We start from the raw sequence: 20,034 nt of genomic DNA, 5'->3' as shown, positions 1-20,034 counted from the left end.
TCATCCTTGCCGTTCTTCCCTCTCCCAAATCTCCCGCGCAATGGACTCCTGATCCACAGGCAGCCTATCCACCCTCACACCAACCGCGTTATAGATCGCGTTCGTGATCGCGGGCGTGGTGGGAATACTGCATATCTCGCCAACTCCCTTCGCGCCATACGGTCCCGCCGCAGTGGGATGCTCCACGATAATGGAGGTGATCTCAGGTGTGAGCATAATCCCAGGGATGCGATAACGCGCCAAACGGTCAGTGACTACGTTGCCGTTGTCCATGATGAATTCTTCGGTGAGGGCGTTGCCGAGTCCCATCATCACGCCGCCTTCGACTTGTCCCTGCAAGCCCAGCGGATTGACCGCCATGCCCACGTCGTTGGCAGAGATGACTCTCAGCACACGCACTTCGCCAGTCAGTTTGTTGACTTCCACTTCAGCGGCTTGGACTCCGAACGAAAAAGCGAAGTGCATATCGCCGCCTGTTCCCAAAGGTTGTGTCTTCGGCGCTTCGTATTCATACAACGCGCGTGGATGTTGTCCCAGCGCTTTCATTTCTTTGGCGACTTCGGCGTAGGTCATGGAATGCCCATTGGCATGGACGATTCCATTTTCAAAACGAATCTGCTCAGGCTTGACGTCATATTTCTCGGCAAGTGTCGCGGTGATGGCATCTCGCAGAGTCTTCGCCGCATAACGTGACGCGTTGCCAGTGACAAACGTTTGACGCGACGCAGTTGTGGGTCCGCCGTTCGGAGTCAAATCCGTATCCATCACCAACACCTTGACCTGCTCAGGCGGAACAGACATTTCTTCCGCGACGGTTAATCGCATGACGGTGACCAGCCCCTGCCCCATTTCTGCGGACGAACTCCGCACTTCAAACATGCCGTTATCGTACAACTCAACTTCGGCGTTGGAAATATCAGGCGCGCCGCCGCCAAGTCCCGTGTTTTTGTATGCCGCGGCAAATCCCCAAGAGCGTACCAAGTGCGGCGTTTCAAGTTTCACGTGCGGCTTGAACACATCCCTCTCAGACAAACCTGAAACCTGACACATGGCGCCTGACACCTTATCAATACATTCCATGAGTCCCACCGACTCGCGCAACTCCTGTCCCGTGTTCGTGATGCTCCCGACATGCAACGCATTGATGCGACGCAGTTCAACAGGCTCGATGTTCAATTTCTCGGCGAGCATGTCCATCATTGATTCAACCGCAAACGCCGACTGCGTCACTCCGAATCCACGGAACGCGCCCGCAGGCGGATTGTTGGTGTACATGGCGTAACAATCGGCGCGGACATTCGGCACATCATACGGACCCGCCGAGTGCGTGGTGGCGCGGGTCATCACCTTTTCGCCGAGCGACGCGTACGCGCCCGTGTCGCCATACAATTCAGACTCGCTTGCCACGATGCGACCATCTTTCTTCGCGCCGATCTTGATTCGGATCTGCGTCGCGTGCCGCTTCGGATGGACCAGCAAACTTTCATGCCGATCGAACAACAACTTCACGGGTCGTTTCGTCACATCCGCCAGCATCGCCACATGGATCTGCCCCATCACATCTTCCTTGCCGCCGAAGCCGCCGCCCATCAACTGCCCGACGACGCGCACACGCGACTCATCCCAACCCATCACACGCGCCACTTGCGTTCGATCCTGATACGGAATTTGCGAACCGCAATAAATTTCAAGTCGGAAACCTGACAGGTCTCCTGAAGACCTGTCAGGTTTTACTGGAACTGCGATACTACATTCGGGTTCGATGAACGCGTGGTCATACGTCGGCGTGTGAAACGTATGTTCAAGGATCACATCCGACTCGGCGAATCCTTTTTCCATATCGCCCTTGCGGACTTTGATGTGCTTGAGCAAATTTCCTTTTTCATGGATCTGCGGGACTCCCTCCTCACGCGCCATCACGGGATTCGTGATCACGGTCTGCGGATCAAATTCCGCTTCGATCAACGCCGACGCCTGATTCGCAACCTCAAGCGTTTCCGCCGCTACGAGCGCGATCGCATCCCCCACATAGCGGACGCGTTCTCCAACTCCCACCATCACGGGCCAGTCGTAGATGATCAGTCCATGATTGCGTTCGGCGGGAATATCTTCGGCGGTTAAAACTGCGACCACACCTTTCAACGCTTTTGCTTTTGAAATATCAAGTTTGGTCAAGAACCCATGCGGGATCATCGCGCGTTTTACTTTTGCGAACAGCATATTGTCGAACACGAGATCGTCGGTGTAGATCGCCCTGCCGTTGACCTTTTCGATTCCATCGGGGCGCAGATGCGTATGTCCCACCGATTTATGGACATGAATCGAATCAGGGACGTTCGGCTTGCGAACAGGCTCGCCCGTCCGCAACGACTCTGCCGCGGCGAGAATCGCATTCTCAATGGTCGGATACCCCGCGCAACGGCACAGCGTATCCTTCAGCGCAAAACGGATTTCATCGCTCGTCGGATTCGGATTCCGCTCGAGCAGCGCATACGCCGTCATGATCTGCCCGGGGATGCAAAATCCGCACTGCACCGCGCCATGCTCTACGAAAGCCTCCTGCAAAGGATGCAGCGTCTTTCCTCTTTCCTCTTTCTTTTCTAAATCCTTCGCGCTCCTCGCGTGCTTAGCGGTAAATTCCCCCGCGAGTCCCTCAATAGTCAACACCATCTTCCCCTCCGCCCGCTCGGCGGGATACATACAAGAGACCACAGGTTCCCCATCCACAAGGACGGTACACGCGCCGCACTCCGCCTCGTCACAGCCGATCTTTGTCCCTGTGAGGCGCAGGCGATACCGAAGCAGATCCGAAAGCGTTTCATTCGGCTTGGCTTCGAGGGTGTGTTGAAGTCCGTTTACGGTAAAGGAGAATTGATTGGTCATGGGTCACTTCCTAAAGATCGAACCGCGGAGACACTGAGCCACGGAGTTTTTAATTGGGTTTCTCGGTGTCTCCGTGTCTCAGTAGTTTTCTCGAGATGTTTTCCTTCATAGAACTCGGCGATAAATACCGTCTTTCAAAACAGGGACATTGAAGTTGATAAGCAACCCAACACGAATTCCTGTGAGTCTCATGTATGTCAATAATTGGGCTTCATGAACGGGAATAACCCGTTCCACCGCTTTCAATTCGACAATCACGCGCTTGTCGTAAATAAGGTCTATCTCATAGCCTGCTTCCAATTCAATGCCTTTGTACTTCACAGGCAATTTCACCTTATGCACAAACGGCATTTTCTGTAATTCGCTTTCATGCTCCAGACACACCTGATATGACGACTCAAGTAGACCAGGACCAAGTACCTTATGAACTTCAATCGCCGCTCCGATGATCTTATCGGTCAGGTCTTTCTCTAACAACGGTTGATTGTTCTTATTCTTCAGAACTGGAAAGTTGCGCTGCATTTGTCATCCTTTCATCTTTAACCACGGAGACACTGAAGCGCGGAGAAAACCAATTTTAAAAATCTCAGTGTCTTCGTGTCTCAGTGGTTTTCTCTTCTGCTCGTAACCACGCGGACTCGACCCATCCCCGAACAGCCCACTGACGATATATCTGCGATAGTTGGCGCTGGAACGGCAGATAAAAGAATTCATTTTCATTCTACAGTTATGGTAATAACTTCCACGACCTTTGAGGCTTTCTCGCGCTGGTCAATGTCAAAAGTAACCTGTCACGTTAAAAACGTGACCTACGTTTTTTTGCACTCTCAGTGTCTCCGTGACTCCGTGGTTTTCCTTTCTGCTCGTAACCACGCGGACTCAAGCGTATCCCCAAACAACCCGCTGACGATATGCCTGCGGTAATCCGCGCCTGCCCTGCGCGCGCTGGTGCGGAATTGGGCTTGGGCGAGCAAAGCATTCAGCGCGGATTCGAATGTCGCTTCGTTGAGAGATCCTCCGCGCAAAACATCTTCGGCTTGCGTGGCGCGGAAGGGAGTCCCGCCGCCGGGACCGACGGCGATGCGAATGTCTTTGATGATGTCATTCTCGCGTTCGAGCCAGACGGCGCAATTCAAGATGGGAAGCGCGACGCCTTGCGGACGCATGATCCGTTGGAAGCAGGAGGCTTGATGGAGAGTGGAAAGTGGCAAGTGAAAACCAACGATGAGTTCTTCGCCTTGCTTGATGGAGGATTTGCCGGGACCGAGAAATAAATCTTTGAATGAGATTCGACGCGCGCCATTTGCGCTTGCGATTTCTGCTGTGACATTTAACGCGAGCAAAGCGATCGTCCCATCGGCGGCGGGGAGGGCGTGGGCGACGTTGCCTCCGAGGGTGGCGACATTGCGGACTTGCGGACCGGCGATCAAGTTGCAGGCTTCGGTCAAGGCTTGGGCGTGGCGAACAGTTAGAGGGTCCAGTGCGATGCGGTTGACCGGGATGGCGGCGCCGATGAAGAGTTCATCTCCGCGCTGTTCGAGGAGAGTCAGCTCGCGGATGGAAGTCACATCTACTAATGTTTGGATGGGTGAATGGCGTCCCTGTTCGAGGTCGAGGAGTAGATCGGTTCCACCGGCGATGGGGAGCAACGGACGCGGGGCGTGGGCGAACGCATCGATGGCTTCGGCGAGAGTCTTGGGTTTGAGATAATGTTGCCAGAGTGTCATTTGTTCTTGAACGCGAAGGATTTGACGCATTGGAGGGATTCTAGTGGTCTGGACGGTAAGTAATTTAACATAGTCCGCGTGGTTTTCTCTCGTAAATCTGAATCGACTATGTTAAATTACTTTTCAAACGCACCACTAGTTCACCCCTTCGCATGTTCTTCGCATCTCTTGCTGCAAATCAGATCTGATACAACTCCACTAACACTCCCGAAGCGCTGTCGGGGTGGATGAACGCGTACTTCTTCCCATCTGCCGCGGTGCGCGGTTCTTCGTTGATGAGCCTCGTGCCTTTCGATTTCAACTGCGCCAGCATGCCCTCGATATCGTCCACCTCTACGCAGATGTGGTGCATACCGGGTCCGCGCTTGGCGAGATATTTCGCAATGCCCGAATCGTCCGAAGTCGGGCGGACCAGTTCCACTTCCGCGCCTTGAAGCGGCAGGAACGCCACCTGCGATTTTTCGGCGGGCACGTCGCGTAGTTCGTGGAGTTCCATCCCCAGCGCGTCGCGCCAGAACGACAGGGCTTTGTCCATGTCGTCCACAACAACGGCGACGTGGTTGATCTGTTTTACGTGAGGCATATGTGTCTCCGACAAACCTTCAAACACAAAGGGCACAACGGTCACGAAGGTTAACCATCAATCGGCAAAACCAAATCCTCAAAATCTCCTTGCCTTTTCCTTTGTGTACTTCGTGTCCTTCGTGGTAAGAGTCTTAACTTCGATTATATCCGCTTGCCAGAGAATCAGAGAGCGATTAAGATAGAGGCATGCCCGCTCTTCCATTCAACGTCCGGCGCGTTGCGACGATCATCGGTATCGTTGCGCTGGTGTTCATCGTGTTAGAGTTCAATCGCCGCCTCGAGGAAATGAATTTGCTCAATAAGCAATATCAGCTTGTGCAACAGCAAGCCACGCAGGCGGTGCAGACCCAAACCGCGTTGCAAACGCAGGTGGCTTTTGCCGCTTCCGATGGCGCTGTGGATGAATGGGCGCGCACCGACGGTCACTATGTGCAAGAGGGCGATCTGCCGGTCGTGCCGCTGGGTCAACCGGGCGCCGCGCCCGTCGAATTAAGCACGCCCGCGCCAACTGCAACGCCGATGACGAACATGCAAATCTGGTGGGACTTGTTCTTCGGCGAACATTAATTGCGTCCACAGATTTGGCAGATTACGCTGATGTTTTCAATCTGTGAAATCTGCGCGCTCTGCGGATTTTTATCATGCCCAACCCAAATCCATTTTGGATGACCAACCGACTCGCGCTCTTCCCCGAATCGACTCGCGCGCGCGGCGACTCGCTCTTCCTCGCGGGACATTCCCTCGCCTCTCTCGCAGATGGGCATCTGACTCCGCTGTACGTATATGATCGCGCCACCCTCGACCTCGCCGTTGCGGAATATCAATCCGCGTTGCGCACGTATTATCCGGGCGAGTCGCACATCACCTACGCGGGCAAAGCCTTCCTGTGCAAAGCCATCGCCGCGTGGACTCAACTTCACGGCTTGACGGTGGATTGCACCGGCGAAGGCGAGATCGGAATCGCCGTTGCTGGCGGCGTGCCGCGTGAAAAGATTCTTGTGCATGGGGTGAATAAATCGCTAGCGGACTTGAAGTCCGCGTTCCGAAATGCGGGGATAATAGTTGTGGATAATCTGACAGAAATAAATAACGTAGTAACGACTTCAGTCGTTAGCAAAAGGGCGACCGACCCCACAGAGGCGCTTTGCGGAGTCGCCACTACGCCTAACCTCTGGCTTCGCCTCCTGCCCGGCGTTGCCGTCTCAACACATCATTCACACACACAAACAGGACAGCACGATAGCAAGTTCGGCATGACGCGCGAAGAGATATTGCAAGCGGTGCAAATCGGCAAATCGGCAAATGAGCAAATCGGCAAATCAGCAAATGAGCAAATAGGTAAATCGGCAAATCTTCCAATTAATGGAATCCACTTTCACCAAGGCTCGAATTTCCGCGACCCTGAGCCGCTGATCCCCGCCATTGACATGGCTCTCGACATCGCCAAAGAGATCGGCTTCAACGGCGCGTGGCATTTTTGTCCCGGCGGCGGATGGGGCGTGGCGTATCACGAAGATGAATTGCCGAACCCATCCATTGAAAGTTATGTGCGCGGAATTGCCGAAGCAGTGATTGAAGGTTGCAAACAACGCGGACTCGACCTCCCCATTTTGCATCTTGAGCCGGGGCGCAGTCTCGTGGCGCGGGCGGGCGTGGCGATCTATCGCGTCGGCGCGATCAAACAACGCGGCGATAAAATTTGGATCCTCACCGACGGCGGCATGGCGGATAATCCGCGCTTTGCGTTGTACGGCGCGAGGTATTCTTGCTTACCCGTCGAGAGACTCAATCGAGAAGTCAACGCGAAGGTTTCGATTGCGGGACCTTATTGCGAATCGGGCGATGTGGTCATCGAAGATTTGCCGATGCCGGAGTTGAAAGAGGGCGAGTTGATCGCCATCCCTGTGGCGGGCGCGTATCACTTGAGCATGTCGTCCAATTACAACGGCGCGCGCCGCCCGGAAGTATTGATGGTGGAGGAGGGAAAGGTGGAAGTGATGTTGAGGAGGGAGACGGTGGATGATTTGCTCAGGCGCGATCCATGACCACCAATGCCGACCTGTTTCTCAAACGCCTGCGCGCTTCCGAATTCCTTCACGGGTTGGACGAGAGCGCGTTAAGACAGATCGCCGAGAGCGCGGCGTGGAAGGTCTATCCGCCCAACGCGGTCATCTTTTGGGAAGGGGATAACGAATCGAATTTGTATTTCCTGCAATACGGCTCGCTCAAAGCCATGAAAACCTCACCCGATGGGCGCGAACAGGTTCTGCGATTTCTCTACGCGGGCGAGGTGTTCAATGAGGTCGGCGCGTTGGCGCGAAAGCCGAATCCTGCCACAGCCATTGCGCTGGAAGAGTCGGGGGTGTGGCTTCTCCCGCGCCATGCGCTGGACAAGATTCTGTTGGAACATCCGCAGGTGGCGTTGCAGATCATCGAAAACATGGCAGACAAGATCGTCGGGCTGGTCACGCTCGCCGCAGATCTATCGCTGAAAACGGTCGAGGCGCGTTTCGCCAAGTTATTGCTCGATGCCGCGGAAGGGGATGTGATCGAACGCCGCCGCTGGACGAACCAGACCGAACTGGCGGCGCGACTCGGCACCGTCCCCGATGTGCTCAGTCGCGTCATCCGCGAACTGACGAAGGTGGGGCTGATCGAAATGGACAGGCAATCCATCCGCATTTTGGATCGGGCGGGCTTGGCAGAACGGGCAATGATTCAGGAGTAAAAAAGATCGGCGCGCGGATTACGCGGAATTCCATTCATCCGCGCGCAAAAGAATTCCAAAAAACCCGACAAAAGTCGGGGCGCGAAACGGGGGCGAGGAGTACAGTTTTGGCATACAAGGAGACGCCATGCCCGACATCTATTTTCCAGACACAAAATCCAAAGCCGTTTTTTCCGCCGATGGACCAAAGCCGCAGTTCCTGCTCGACGCGCCGCAGTTCAAGGCGCTGGTAGTGGGGTTGGAGGCGGGACAGCAACTGCCTGTTCATCCCGCTGAAGCGGCAATGTACCATTTCCTCGAAGGCGAGGGGCTGATGACCGTGGACGATGAAACTTTCGCGGTCAAACCCGGCGTGACTGTCATCGCGCCCAGCGGATCGAAGCGCGGCATGAACGCCAAAACGCGCCTCGTTTTCCTCGGTTCGAAAGGCGCATCCTAGTACCGCAAAGTTCACTTTGTGAATATGGACAAGGTGAACCTTGTCGTACTGAATCTTTTCCAAAGGAAACTCTCATGCCCATCCCTTATCTTCTCACTACCTTGCTCTATATTTTCGTCGCCCTCTTTGCTGCGGCAGATGCGTCGCTCGTCAGCCTTAACCTCGCCAGCGCGTTTCCTGCCCTGCGCTGGGTGCGCGTCCACTTTATTACGCTCGGCATCCTTTCGCAGACCATCTTCGGCTTGCTTCCCGTTCTCGTCGCGTCGCTCGCCAAAAAGACGAGACCCGCCATCCGCTGGGATATCTGGCTCACGCTCAACGCGGGATTTGTCGCGCTCGTGGCGGGATTCGCGGGCGTCAACCATCCGATGATCTTTGCGGGCGGCGCGCTGATCTTCACCGCCGCGACGCTTTTCTTCATTCAACTCTGGAACGCGCGCGGCGGCAACGCTCCCGCCTCGCTTAAGTTTTACATCGCGAGCGTGTTTTATTTATTCGTCGGCATCCTCGTCGGCACGGGCTTGTGGCTCAACTGGAGCGAAGCCCTCTACATCAAAGTTCCGCTTGAGGTACATATCCACGCCAACTCGTGGGGCTTCATGTCGCTGGTTTTCGCGGGTCTGTTCGTTGACTTCATTCCCATGATCACGGGTCGTCCGCTGGGCGGGAAGAACGCGATCTCTTACATCTACTGGGGCATGACACTCGGCGCGTTCGGGCTGGTGCTCGGACCCTGGCTGGGCGGCTCGCTTCCCCCGACCATTACAGGCTTGATCTTGCATCTCTCGGCGACGATCCTGTTGATCGTCCTGGCGGGACGCGCCCTCAAAGCCAGCGGTCATCTCTCGACGGCGGGCGGCTGGCACTTGCTCGCTTCCTACACATGGATTCTACTCCCCGTGCTCGTCGCGCCGTTGATTCTGACTCACCTCATCCCGGGCGGACCCGTCGAATCGATTGCGCCTCAACCCCTGATTTATGGCTGGGTACTCCAATTCGGCGTTGCCCTCATCCCATACATTGCGCGTCGTTTCTTTCTCAAACAGGAAACTCCTCCATTGGGCGGTCACTGGTTCAGTCTGGCGGGCATCGCCCTCGGCAGTGTTCTGGTCTGGGTCAGCATCTTCCTCGTGGATATGCGCGGCGTGTTGTACGGAATCGGCTTCGCCCTCTACGCGCTGGCGCTGATTCCCCCCGTCAAGGAACTGTTCGAGATCGTCCGCGATGGGTTCAGGAGAATCGAGTCTGTGTGATAAGCGCAAGAGTTTTCTTGTGGTACTGAAACTTCAAATGTTAGACGTTATCGAAAATATTTTTTCGGACGCGGATTGACACGGAAAACGCGGATTTTTTCTTCGTTATCAGCGTTCATCGGCGTTTATCCGCGTCCTACAAAAGAACTTGGGCTTATTACCGATAAAGTCTATTGCTTTCATGGCGTCTTCATCGCCAGTTCACAACGTTGCTTGATAATGACTTCAAATCATACAAGGAGATGTTCATGTCAAAGTCCACACCCGCCCGTTACAGCCCCCTGATGGTTACGCTTCACTGGTTGACTGTTCTGCTCGTCTTTGCCGCATTTGTGGTCGGAAAAGCGATGGGCAGATTGCCGAATGACGATAGCGCAAAACTCATGCCATTGGCGATTCACATGATGCTGGGAATCACCATGCTGGTCGTGATCGTCGTCCGCTTCCTCGCGCGGATGAGGACCCCGCATCCCGCCTACGCCTCCACAGGCAACGCCTTGCTCGACGCTCTCGGCAAGTTCGCGCATTACGCTCTCTACCTGCTGGTCTTTCTGATGGCGGCCAGCGGCATGGCGCTCTCCGCGCAGGCGGGGCTTCCGCAAATTGTCTTTGGCGGCGCAAGTTCCCTGCCTGCCGACTTCTTCGACTTTGCGGCGCGCGCCATGCACGGCTTCATCGCGCCCGCGCTCTTCCTGCTCATCCTCCTGCATGTCGGCGCGGCGTTCTATCACCAGTTGGTTCTCAAGGATAAATTGTTCGCGCGCATGGGGTACGGAAGATAATCCCCCCTCCGCACAGTCCATAGGGCAACAGCGCCAAGAGAGTTTCAAACAGCCGACTTATTTATGTAAGTCGGCTGTTTGCATTATGGGTGATTTCGAGCTATCCATGTTATAACAGTCGCACGATGAAGTACAACGTTGTTGCGCTCGCGCAGATGAATAGCGACCAAATAAGAAATCTGGCTCGCCTTCACCGCCGTGTTCTACATTCGTTATTGAGCGAGCTTGGCGCGCCGTTCCTGGAGCGTTATTACCAGTTTGCCCGCGCGGACTCGTCGGTGATTGGGATGTGCGCGTTGGGCGCGGAGGGGAATCCGCTGGGGTGGGTGGTGGGGTCGCCACAACCGGAACGAGTCGCCCGTCGGATGAGCGAGGCGCGGGGGTGGTTCATCATCCACATGGCGAGGGTGTTGTTCGCGAATCCAAAAGCGATCTGGCAGGTTGTTGTTTCATCGCGGTCGGCGTCCGTTACAATGAGGCCGGGCGCAATCGAGTTGACGTATTTTGGCGTGGATGAATCGGCGCGCAAAAAAGGGTTGGGGCGCGAATTGTTGAACGCGTTCATCGAAGCCGCGCGCGGGAAGGGATTTACCTCCGTAGAGTTGAGCGTGGAAGCCGGGAACGCCGCCGCGATTGCATTGTATACTTGGGCAGGTTTTCGCGTGGCGCGTTCGTACACAGAAGGCGCGTTCGACCGTCATCGCATGGAATTGATGCTCACATGACAGTTCTCCTTCGTAAAATCGAATCGTTTGCCCAGCCGCGTTATGCGCCGTGGCTTTTTTTGATTGTCGGGTTCCTTGCCTACGGCTTGTTGTTATGGCGTCACGGTTTTTATTGGGATGATCTGCCGATGACGTGGATCCGTTACGAGTTGGGGCGCGAAGCGATGGCGAAATATTTTTCGACGGCGCGCCCTGTGTGGGCGGTGCTGTATCAGGTGACGACAACCTTCCTCCCGCCTGTGCCGATGGTATGGCAATTTGTTTCGATCCTGTGGCGCTGGCTCAGCGTGGTGTTGTTGTGGCAACTCGTCCGCGAACTGTGGCGCGACCGCGACAAGATGGCGGCGTTGGCGGGATTATTGTTTTTGCTCTATCCGGGGTTCAACTTGCAGTATGCCTCTTTCCTCACCGCGCATTTTTGGATCGTGGTCTGTTTCTTTTTCGCGTCGTTCTTGTCGACGTTGCGGGCGATGAACTCGCCCTCGCGCTATTGGCTGTTCACCAGCCTGGCGATGATCCTCTCCGCGCTGAATTTGTGGATGCTCGAATATTTTTATTCGCTCGAACTGATTCGCGCGGCGATCATTTTTTACGCGTTGCGGCAGAGCGGGCGGGGAGAAAAAGTATTTCAAACCGCGCGCCGCGCGTTTTTGCAGTGGCTTCCTTATCTATTTGTCTTCGTTGCGAATATTTTGTATCGCATGTTCGTGTTTACGAATGTGGCGTATCAAAATGTGTTCTTCTCCGAATTGCGGACAGATCCGCTTCGGGCGCTTCTCGGCTTGATGAAAAATATCGCGGCGGATCTGTGGCTCGCCTCGGCGCAGGCTTTTGGAACGATCTTTACGTTTCCAAACCCCGCGCTCGACGGTCCGCTAACGACGCTGATGTATCTCGCGGTGGTGATCGTCGTCGGCGTATTGGTGTTCCTCTTTTTCAAGAGCGCAAATGTTCAACCTCAAAGACAGTCAGCGTACTGGGCGATCGGCATTGGCTTGATCGCCATGCTTCTCGGCGGAGGTCCTTATTGGCTGGCGTCTCTCGATATCAGCCTTTCGTTTCCCGCGAGTCGTTTTACCATGTCGTTCATGTTCGGCGCGTGCGTATTGATCGCGGGGCTGGTTGAGTTGATTCCCAAAACACTGCGCGTTGTGTTCGCCGCAACCCTTGTCGCGCTTTCGGCGGGCAGGCAGGTGATGATCGGCGATTCGTTTTTGCAGGATTGGGAGGCGCAGAAAAACCTGTTCTGGCAAATGCGCTGGCGCGCGCCCGCGCTCCAGCCCGACACGCTCGTGTTGATGAACGAGCATCTTGCGTATTACGCCGACAACTCGATCAGCGCGGGCTTGAATTGGATCTATGACCCCGGCGCAAGCGCGGACGATATCAAGTACGTCATCTTTTATCCGGGCAATCGCCTCAATGGCTCGCTTGCTTCCCTCGAGCCGAACACCCCCATTCGCTACAGTTACATCGCGGGTGACTTCAACGGCAACACATCGGATGCCCTCGCGTTTTACTACGACCCGCCGTATTGCCTCCGCCTGCTGGATTCTGATCTGGATAAAAACAACCGCTTCATCCCCGACGACAGCCTGATGCGCCAGGCGTCGGCATTATCCAACCCCCAGCGGATTCTGCGCGAGCCGCCCGCATCCATGCCCGCGTTCTACGGGGCGGAACCTCCACACGGATGGTGCTACTACTTCCAAAAAGCCGAGCTCGCGCGTCAATTCGGAGATTGGGATGAAGTGAACCGTCTCGCCGATTCCGCCTTCAAACTCGACGAGCATTTCAACAATCCCGTTGAGTTGTTCGTCTTCATCGAGGGTTATGCCCACGCAGAGAAATGGGATGGTGCGATTCAACTATCCAAAGAAGCGCGGCAAGTTTCAAAGAGTTATGTTGACCCGTTGCTCTGCAAGTTGTGGAAGCGTATCGCAACAGAAACCGCATCAAACGAAGCGCAAACCGAAGCATTGAATGAAATCCAAAATCTCATTGAATGCCCCGAAGAATGATTTGCAAAACCCTTCACGAAAAATAATGCCGAAGGCGTCGCGTGGCGCCGTGGCGACAGATGACATGATATTATCGCGTATGATGTCGGGGTTTGATTTGAACCCGATTACGATTTTGAATGAAATCCAAAACGTATTGGAATGTCCAGCGCAATAATTGAGACGGATTCTGTTTGTAGAGTAATCCCGAAGGGATGATAGGATTATAGAAATTGAGCATAGTTTCCGAAATCCCGAAGGGATGACATGATCGTATTACCTATGACACCCCTTCGGGGTTAATTCATATTTCAAATTCGCGCACTAGAATCATGTGACCCCTTCGGGGTCTTCGACCTATGAAATTTTTTCGCCCACCCGTCGTTCTCCTCCTTGTCGCTATCCTCGCTTACGGATTGCTCATCCCGCAACTCGGCTTTTATTGGGATGACCTGCCCATCTCGTGGATCGCTTACGAGCTCGGCTCCGAAGCGTTGACCAAGTACTTCTCGACCAACCGTCCCGTGTGGGGATTGTTGTACCAGATCACGACTCGCATCATTCCCGATGAACCCATCTACTGGCAAATCTTCGCGCTATTTTGGAGATGGCTCGGCGCGGTGATGGTGTTCGCCATCGTCGAAAAATTATGGAAGGGCAAGCCCCGCCTCGCGCTGGGCGTTGCTCTTCTCTTTTTGGTCTACCCTGGATTCACTCAACAATGGTCGGCGTTTTTATATAGCCATTTCTTCATCGTGCTGTTTTTCTTTTTATACTCCTATCTCCTGATGTTGCGTGCCATGGAAGAACCGAATCGCTATTGGCAATTGACCGCGTTCGGCTTGATCTTCTCCGCGCTCAACTTATGGATGATGGAATATTTCTACGTGCTGGAACTGATGCGCGTGGGCGTCATCCTCACTGCCCTGCGCGGCGAGACGATGAGCCTGCGCGAGATGGCTATTAAAACTTTCAAGTTGTGGCTTCCATACTTAATCGTTTTAGTTTTGGCGATTCTCTCGCGCTTGTTCATCTTCAACAATCAAGTCTACGGGATTGGACTAGGAGACTCGTTGAAGTCCGCGCCGCTGGAGACGATTATCAATCTTGCGCGAAACATCCGTTCCACGTTGACTCTCGTCCTCCGCGATGCGTGGGTGCAAGTGACGCAGTTACCTAAAATTTCATCGGCTGAGCCCATTCTTAATTCATATTACATCGTCGTTGCGTTGGCGGCTCTTGTGTTGATCGCAGGTTTCTTGTTTGTTTCGCGTGAAGAAACGCAATTGATTCAAAAGAATATCAAAGATTCGCTTTGGATGATCGGCTTGGGCATCTTCACTCTCCTGCTTTCGGGCTGGCCCTTTTGGCTGGTGGGATTCGTCCCGTCGCTGGCGTGGCCCGCGAGTCGATTCACGCTTCCGTTCATGTTCGGCGTCAGTTTGATCTTTGCTGGCGTGGTCAGTCTGATTCCATGGGAGCGAATTCGTATTGCTTTATTTGTTTCATTGATCGGTCTTGCCGTTGGCTATCAATTTTTAGTAGCGAATAATTACAAGCAAGATTGGCAAACTCAAAAAGAATTTTTCTGGCAAATGACGTGGCGCGCGCCGAGCATTGCACCCGATACTGCCATCATCATGAACGAAGGCGCGCTGGAATATTACGCGGATAATTCTTTGAGTCCCGTCGTCAATTGGGTGTACGCGCCTGAGAAACGCGGCGAAGATATTGATTATGTGTTGCTGTATCCCACCACGCGTTTGCGAAGCGATGCACTCCCGAAACTTGAACCTGATCTACCCATCTTCACTGAATATTTAGCAGGACAATTTCATGGAAATACATCGCAGGCGTTGGCGATTTATTTCATGCCGCCGGGTTGTATGAGGATTCTTGATCCCGATGTTGACCGCGTGAATCGCGCCATCCCCGAACAAAGCCTGATGCGTTTTGCATCGCGGCTGACAAATTATGAGTTGATCTCATCCGAGTCAAGTTCACAGATGCCGAAGCCGTATGATCCCGAGCCAATACATGAATGGTGTTATGCCTTCCAGAAAGCGGACTTGGCGCGTCAATTCAAACAGTGGGATGAAGTTGTGTCGCTGGGCAATGCCGCGTTCGCCGAGGGTTTGAATCCAACTGACCCGGCGGAGCGATTCGTGTTCATCGAGGGATACGCCCATGCGGGCGAGTGGGAGCGCGCGGTAGAACTATCCATGCGATCGTTGAGCGAATCGGAATCGATGAGCGCGCCCCTCTGTCGGTTGTGGGAACGTGTCGCGGCTGAGACAGCCGAAGGTCCGGGACGAAGCGAAGCGTTATCCGCAATACAGACGACTCTCGCTTGTAATCCATGAAAAAAAGCACTTGCGTATATCGTGTGGTTTGTCTAGAATAGGAAAAGATTAACCTTTTGTGATAAAATTTACTTGTATAGACAAGTTGTCAGACAATTAATCCGTGAAAGGAGGCTAACGCCAAAGAATTGTTTTCTTGCCGCATGAGTTGTATCTTCACCAAAATCACACAATAGGAGTAGAGAAATGCGAAAGTCACTTTTGCAGGTATTCGGTTTGTTGATCGTCCTTTCATTGGTTCTGGCGGCATGCGCCCCTGCTGTCGAGGAGGTGGGTGGGTTCCAGATCCCGGCTGTGGAAGACGGCAAGTTCAATATCGCGATGGTCTTGATCGGACCGCATGATGACGGCGGCTGGTCGCAGGCTCATTATGAAGGCTTGCTGTATGTGAAAGAGAATGTGCCGAACACGAACGTGGCATACATTGAGAACGTGCCCGAAGGCGCCGATTCGGAGCAGGTGTTCCGCGCGTTGGCGCGCAAGGGTTTCGACCTGATCATCGGCACGTCGTTCGGCTTTGGCGACCCGATGGAGATCGTGGCGGGCGAGTTCCCCGACTCGATGTTCATTCATTTGACCGGCATTAAGTCGAACCAGAAGAACTTCGGCAACTTGATGGGCGCCATGGAAGATATGAAATATCTGGCTGGGATGCTGGCTGGCGCGCGCGCCAAGCAGGACGGCGAAACGAAACTCGGGTACATGGCGACCTTCCCAATCCCCGAAGAAGTGCGCCTGGGTAATGCGATTGCGTTGGGTATGAGGAAGACTTGTCCCGAATGTACGATGGATATTCGCTGGCTCAGCACGTGGCATGATCCTGTGATCGAGAAGGAAGCCGCGGCTTCGTTGTTCGATGCCGGCGCGTATGTTGTGTTTACCGGCGCGGATACTCCCGCCGTTGCCGATGTGGCGATGGAGAAGGGCAAGTATGGCGTGACCTATGATTGGTACGGTTCGTGCAAAGTTGAGCGCTGTCTGACTGCGCCGTATTGGGTCTGGGGTCCCGAATATGCCCGCATCACCAAAGGCGTCATTGACGGCACGTACGTTCCCGGCTGGGACTATTTCGATGCTGAAACCGGTTCGCTGGGTTTGTACGGCTTCATGGAAGGACAGGAATTGACGCCGGGCGTTGCCGATCTTGATCCTGCCGTTATTCAGGAAGTGCGCGACATCCTTGCGCAGATGCTGGCTGGCGAGTTCACCCGCTTCGATGTGTTCAAGGGACCGATCAACGATAACAAGGGTAACGTGGTCCTGCCGGAGGGTCAGAGCCTCGAGCAGGTTGACCTCGATGCGTTCCCTGAGTTCGGTCTGCCGTGCAGTATCGATGTTTGTATGAAGTGGTGGGCAGAAGGCATCACCGCTGAGTTGCCGGAATAAGCAAATTGACATGGACGGGGCAGGGCTGTGAGGTTCTGCCCCGTTTTGTGTAAGCGGAGACAAGTAGGCAAGTAAACAAGTAGATAAGTAAACTGGTAGACACGTGTGTACGTGTTTCCTGGTTTACCTGTTTACATTTCCCCCGGAGTGTGCCGTGACCGCGAACCCAACAACTGATTTACAACAGCCTCCCCTCGTCGTCGAAATGCGCGGCATTGTCAAGCGGTTTCCCGGCGTGCTTGCCAACGACCACGTGGATTTTGAATTACGCGCCGGGGAGATCCATGCCTTGTTGGGAGAGAACGGCGCGGGTAAAAGCACATTGATGAATGTATTGGCGGGGTTATACAAACAGGATGCCGGTAGCATCAAAATCAAAGGCAAGACGCTGGAATTTTCTTCCCCGCGCGATGCCATCAAAGCGGGGATTGGGATGGTGCATCAGCATTTCATGCTTGTCCCTTCGCAGACCGTCACTGAAAATATTTTGTTGGGGTTGGACGAGCCTCGCTTCCTCATGCGTTTGAGCGAATACGATAAAAAGATTTCTGATCTTGGCGATCAATATGGATTGAAGGTTGACCCGCGCGCGAAGATCTGGCAGCTTTCAGTGGGCGAACAACAACGAGTGGAGTTGTTGAAGATGCTTTATCGCGGCGCGGAGGTTCTCGTAATGGATGAGCCAACCGCCGTCCTCGCGCCGCAGGAAATTGACGTGTTGTTCGAGACGTTGCGCTCGATGGTTACGCAAGGCAAATCGGTGATCTTCATCAGCCATAAATTAAACGAGGTCGCCTCCATCGCGGACCGCGTCAGCGTGTTGCGGCGCGGCAAGGTGACCGCTTCGGGAGTCCCTGCCAAAGGTGTGAGCAAGCAGGAACTCGCCAGCATGATGGTGGGACGCGAAGTGGTGTTGTTCGTGGATAAAAAGCCGAAAGAGGCGGGCAAGCTCATTCTCGACGTGAAAGATGTCCATGCGGAGAACGATAAGGGATTGCCCGCGTTGCGCGGATTGTCCTTGCAAGTGCGCGCGGGCGAGATCGTTGGCATCGCCGGCGTGGCTGGAAATGGACAGATCGAGTTGTCGCAGGTGATCGCCGGTCTGCGCAAGTGTAAACAAGGGGATGTGGTGTTGAACGGCGATAAGGTCAGCAACCGCGATACTTTGTTTGGAATTCAACACGGCATGTCGTATGTGCCGGAGGATCGCACACATGTCGGCAGTTCGCCCAACTTGAGCGTGACCGACAACGTCATCATGAAAAATTATCGCAAAGCGCCCATCTCGAAAGGTTCGATGATCGACATGAACGCGGCGTCGAAATTTGCTCAGCAACTCAAGGAAGCGTACGACATCATCGTGCCGACGGTCAACACGCCCGTGCGTCTGCTCTCCGGTGGCAATCTTCAACGCGTCATTCTGGCGCGCGAGATTTCGGGGCATCCCAACTTTATGGTGGCTGTCCAACCAACGCGCGGGTTGGATGTGGGCGCGATCGAGGGAGTCCACCGCTTGTTGTTGACTCAACGCGAGGCGGATGCGGCGGTGTTGTTGATCTCGGAAGAGTTGGATGAGTTGCTTGCGCTGAGCGACCGCGTCTACGTGATCTACGAGGGGAGAATCATGGGGGAGGTAAAGGTGGGGGCGGGCGAACCAGACGAAAGGTTGGTCGAAGCGATTGGTCTGATGATGACCGGCACGCCGCTGGAACAAATCCACAAAGAAGGAGTCGCGTCGCATGGCTGAATCCGCGTTGACGAAAAAACGAATCGGGTGGCGAGTCAAACTCGAACCGAGGCTCGACGAACCGACCCGAAAAGAATCGCTGATGATCTCGCTCGGCGCGGTGGCGGTCGCTTTAATTCTGGGCGGCGTGGTAATCGCCTCTGTCGGAGGCAATCCGTTCGTCACTTATTATTATATTGCGCGCGCGGCGTTTGGAAGTGTCGGCGTGCTTTCGGACACGATCGTGAAAGCGACGCCGATCATCCTGACCGCGCTGGCTTGCACGATCGCGTTCCGCATGAAGTTGTGGAATATCGGCGCGGAGGGACAGTTCATCATGGGCGCGTGGGGCGCGAGCGCGATCGTGCTTGCGCCGGCGCTCGCGCCCGAATCGCCGCGCTGGATGTTCATCCCGTTGATGGCTCTGGCAGGGATGGGCATGGGCGCGCTGTGGGGGGTGATCCCGGGCTATCTCAAAGCGAAGTTCAACGTGAATGAGATCATCAGTTCGTTGATGTTGAATTACATCGCGGTCTCATGGGTGAACTTTTGGATCTTCGGCGTGTGGAGCGAGGGCGGATTTCAGATGAGTCCGAAGTTCCCTGTGAACGCCTCCCTGCCGCGCTTGTCGGATTATGCTTCGACGATCCCATTTCTGCGCGGACTCACCACACATGCCGGTTTGTTATTCGGCGTTGCGGCGGCGGTCATTTTGTGGTTCATCGTGTATCGGAGTCGCTGGGGGTATGAGATCCGTTTGATCGGCGATAACCCTCATGCGGCGAAATACGCCGGGGTGAACATTGTGAAGAACACGATTCTGGTGATGGCGCTTTCGGGCGCGCTGGCTGGGCTGGGCGGTATGAGTGAAGTGTCGGGCGTTGTCCGCCGGTTGCAGACCGCGCCTCTCAACGCGGGGTATGGCTTCACCGGTATCATCGTGGCGTGGCTGGCGAAGTTGAATCCGCTGGCGATCATCGTCGTTTCGATCTTGTTCGGCGCGTTGATTCTGGCGGGGCGCGAGATCCAGCCTTCGGGCATCCCGAAAATGATTCAAGGTATTATCCTCGTGTGTTTGATCGCGAGCGATTTTCTGTTGCGCTATCGCGCGCGGGTTGTGAAAGGTGAAGAGGAATAAATTTATTAAGTGATGTTGCGCAGTTTTGCTTCGGCAGTGAACCGTCCACGAATAAAACCACGAATTTACGAATGGCAGCGCGTCAATTCGTTTACATGTGCCCGTTAGGGTATTCGTGCAAATTCGTGGACGGTAATCACAACTGCGAAAGAACATCTCTCCGCCAAAAACAACCCTGCATACGGCGGCTTATTAACCGCTTTTTGAAACACGGAGTCACGGAGACACTGAGAAAGAAAATAAAAAAACTCCGCGACTCACATGTCCCGATGTTTTTCGGGAGCGCCTTCGTGGTTAAG

The 20,034-nt window shown here is 54.4% G+C and carries 16 protein-coding genes; 12 read left to right on the top strand and 4 right to left on the bottom strand.

Annotated features, from left to right (window positions below; all coding sequences use genetic code 11):
• The 4 genes from AC16KF_RS16450 to mce form a co-directional block, all read right to left on the bottom strand.
• Positions 1-2,883 (bottom strand): molybdopterin-dependent oxidoreductase, encoded by a 2,883-nt coding sequence (locus tag AC16KF_RS16450; RefSeq protein ID WP_484038438.1) that lies wholly within the window; start codon positions 2,881-2,883, stop codon positions 1-3.
• Positions 2,884-2,988: 105 nt separating this feature from the next.
• Complete coding sequence (locus AC16KF_RS16445) at positions 2,989-3,405, bottom strand: GxxExxY protein (protein WP_484038437.1); 417 nt, start codon at positions 3,403-3,405, stop codon at positions 2,989-2,991.
• Between the two features lie 305 nt (positions 3,406-3,710).
• A complete protein-coding gene (locus AC16KF_RS16440) occupies positions 3,711-4,610 on the bottom strand; it encodes an FAD binding domain-containing protein (protein WP_484038436.1) in 900 nt (299 codons plus the stop codon).
• Between the two features lie 178 nt (positions 4,611-4,788).
• The gene (mce, locus tag AC16KF_RS16435; RefSeq protein WP_484038435.1) at positions 4,789-5,193 is read right to left on the bottom strand and encodes a methylmalonyl-CoA epimerase; all 405 of its coding nucleotides are present in this window, start codon (positions 5,191-5,193) and stop codon (positions 4,789-4,791) included.
• 188 nt (positions 5,194-5,381) lie between these two features.
• On the opposite strand from mce, the gene AC16KF_RS16430 reads away from it, so the two are divergent.
• The 12 genes from AC16KF_RS16430 (at position 5,382) to AC16KF_RS16375 (ending at position 19,735) form a co-directional block, all read left to right on the top strand.
• Positions 5,382-5,762, top strand: a complete 381-nt coding sequence (locus tag AC16KF_RS16430) for a hypothetical protein (RefSeq protein WP_484038434.1) — start codon at positions 5,382-5,384, stop codon at positions 5,760-5,762.
• A gap of 74 nt (positions 5,763-5,836) precedes the next feature.
• Positions 5,837-7,240, top strand: a complete 1,404-nt coding sequence (gene lysA, locus AC16KF_RS16425; RefSeq protein WP_484038433.1) for a diaminopimelate decarboxylase — start codon at positions 5,837-5,839, stop codon at positions 7,238-7,240.
• Complete coding sequence (locus AC16KF_RS16420) at positions 7,237-7,923, top strand: Crp/Fnr family transcriptional regulator (RefSeq protein ID WP_484038432.1); 687 nt, start codon at positions 7,237-7,239, stop codon at positions 7,921-7,923. Before lysA ends, AC16KF_RS16420 begins: the two co-directional genes overlap by 4 nt.
• A 127-nt stretch (positions 7,924-8,050) precedes the next feature.
• The gene (locus AC16KF_RS16415) at positions 8,051-8,362 is read left to right on the top strand and encodes a cupin domain-containing protein (RefSeq protein WP_484038431.1); all 312 of its coding nucleotides are present in this window, start codon (positions 8,051-8,053) and stop codon (positions 8,360-8,362) included.
• 74 nt (positions 8,363-8,436) lie between these two features.
• Entirely contained in the window at positions 8,437-9,615 is a 1,179-nt protein-coding gene (locus AC16KF_RS16410) for a hypothetical protein (protein ID WP_484038430.1), read from the top strand.
• Positions 9,616-9,863: 248 nt separating this feature from the next.
• A complete protein-coding gene (locus tag AC16KF_RS16405) occupies positions 9,864-10,397 on the top strand; it encodes a cytochrome b (RefSeq protein ID WP_484038429.1) in 534 nt (177 codons plus the stop codon).
• Positions 10,398-10,522: 125 nt separating this feature from the next.
• Entirely contained in the window at positions 10,523-11,122 is a 600-nt protein-coding gene (locus tag AC16KF_RS16400) for a GNAT family N-acetyltransferase (RefSeq protein WP_484038428.1), read from the top strand.
• Positions 11,119-13,143 carry a hypothetical protein gene (locus AC16KF_RS16395; protein ID WP_484038427.1) on the top strand — a complete coding sequence of 675 codons (2,025 nt, stop codon included), beginning with the start codon at positions 11,119-11,121 and terminating at the stop codon, positions 13,141-13,143. Before AC16KF_RS16400 ends, AC16KF_RS16395 begins: the two co-directional genes overlap by 4 nt.
• A 338-nt stretch (positions 13,144-13,481) precedes the next feature.
• Positions 13,482-15,485 (top strand): hypothetical protein, encoded by a 2,004-nt coding sequence (locus AC16KF_RS16390; RefSeq protein ID WP_484038426.1) that lies wholly within the window; start codon positions 13,482-13,484, stop codon positions 15,483-15,485.
• 186 nt (positions 15,486-15,671) lie between these two features.
• On the top strand, positions 15,672-16,871 hold the full coding sequence (locus AC16KF_RS16385; protein WP_484038425.1) for a BMP family ABC transporter substrate-binding protein: 1,200 nt from the start codon (positions 15,672-15,674) through the stop codon (positions 16,869-16,871).
• 154 nt (positions 16,872-17,025) lie between these two features.
• The gene (locus AC16KF_RS16380) at positions 17,026-18,618 is read left to right on the top strand and encodes an ABC transporter ATP-binding protein (protein ID WP_484038424.1); all 1,593 of its coding nucleotides are present in this window, start codon (positions 17,026-17,028) and stop codon (positions 18,616-18,618) included.
• The gene (locus tag AC16KF_RS16375) at positions 18,611-19,735 is read left to right on the top strand and encodes an ABC transporter permease (RefSeq protein ID WP_484038423.1); all 1,125 of its coding nucleotides are present in this window, start codon (positions 18,611-18,613) and stop codon (positions 19,733-19,735) included. Before AC16KF_RS16380 ends, AC16KF_RS16375 begins: the two co-directional genes overlap by 8 nt.
• The last annotated feature ends 299 nt before the right edge of the window (positions 19,736-20,034 follow it).

Source organism: Candidatus Defluviilinea gracilis (assembly GCF_057138825.1).
This window is presented reverse-complemented; position numbering and strand designations above follow the sequence as displayed.